Origin of the sequence: Bariatricus sp. HCP28S3_A4, assembly GCF_052066395.1 — a bacterium.
GTDB lineage: Bacteria > Bacillota > Clostridia > Lachnospirales > Lachnospiraceae > Allocoprococcus.
In genome coordinates, this window is sequence record NZ_JBQHSE010000115.1 from 1 (window position 1) to 312 (window position 312).

At 39.4% G+C, this 312-nt stretch carries 1 pseudogene; it reads right to left on the reverse strand.

The annotated features are described in order from the left end of the window. Positions 1 to 228, reverse strand: a pseudogene (locus ACTNBF_RS16605) (hypothetical protein); the annotation flags it as partial. Positions 229 to 312: the final 84 nt, after the last annotated feature.

The window sequence follows — 312 nt, forward strand, 5'->3', positions numbered from 1 at the left end:
CTTTGCCGTTTTTCTCTCCATGTACTCGTAATGCATGGAGGGGAGCGGCATCAATTCAAGTTTCTCCTCTTCCCAATAGTAGTATCTATTATGTTCTTTCTTTTTAAACGGTTCCTTATTGAGAGCTTCCAGTTCCTTCCAAAGATCTTTGTTGAACTGATCCAGCGAAAAATACTGTTGTTCTTCAAGTTTATGGAAGAGTGTTGTGGTCAAGCTTTTTTGTAACATTTGTGGCTAAAAAATTCATTGGATTGTTGCTTGGATAATACCGGAGTTTCCAGTGTATGTAAAGGATGCTTCGCACCGCCTTTG